Annotated in this window: 1 protein-coding gene; it reads right to left on the reverse strand. The window is 69.9% G+C overall.

Annotated elements, in window-relative coordinates; translation table 11 throughout:
• Positions 1-736: two-component system sensor histidine kinase NtrB (locus tag ACXJKH_RS21210; RefSeq protein ID WP_457322331.1), on the reverse strand; the 736-nt coding region annotated here is incomplete at its 3' end.
• Positions 737-1,003 lie beyond the last annotated feature (267 nt).

A 1,003-nucleotide genomic window follows, 5' to 3' on the forward strand; every position in this document is an offset into this window, starting at 1 on the left:
CCAGGTTCCACACCGCCTGGGTGAGGCGGTCGGCGTCGCCGTCGAATTCGGGAATGCTGGGGTCGTAATCCCGCTGCAGACGCACCGCCCAGCCGCCCTCGCTCTCGGCCAGCCGCAGCACGCGCTCCAGCGAGGCGTGGATGTTCAGCGGCGCATGCGGCGCGGCCGGCGCAGGCGACAGCAGTTGCTCGAGCAGCCCGTTGAGGCGTTCGATCTCCGAGCCGATCAGCTCGATCAGCTCGCGTTCGTCCGGGTCGCGCTCATCGGCGGCCCGCTGCGCGTTGCGCCGCGCCAGCAACTGCGCCGCGCCCTTGAGCCCGGCCAGTGGATTACGCAGCTCGTGGGCCAGTCCTTTGAGCGCCGCGCTGAGCGCACTGGGCAGGGCCTGGGTCGGGTCGAGCCCGGGGAATTCATCGACCGGATGCGCTTCAAGCAGCCAGCCGCCCGCGTCCCACCGGCTCAGCCAGCCTTCGGCGAAGCGCGGGGCGTCGCCCGGCAGGGCGAGGGCGAGACGGTGCAGGCGCAGGGTATCGCGCTCGTCACGGGCCAGGAAGTGCGCCAGGGCCTCGCCCTGCACTTCCAGCGAGGCCAGCGGCTGGCCCAGCAGGCGGCGAACGCTGACGCCCAGCCAGCGGGCAAAGGCGGGGTTGCAGCCGACCACGCGGCCATCGGCGTCGGCCCAGGCGACCGGAGTGCCGAGGACGTCGAGGGCGGGCGGGGGTAGTGCGGCAGTCATTGCACCAATGTAGTGCAAAACCGGGATGGGTTGAGCTTGGCACAGGCCGGCGGGTCCCGGTCTGTGCATCCTCGCCGCTCAATGGACCGGACAAGGCGCCGTTCTGCGGCTACCAGAGCGGTTCTTCCACTGTGTGGATGTAAAGCTTCTCCGCGTGCTCCCGAACGTCCAGGAAGTACTTTGCCGCGCAGCCCCTGCAAACCGCTGGATGGTCTTCGTCGCTTCCCCGCTGATTTTCCAGTGCTACAGCGAGGACGGGATAGGCGC

The organism is Stenotrophomonas sp. P5_B8 (assembly GCF_054049855.1).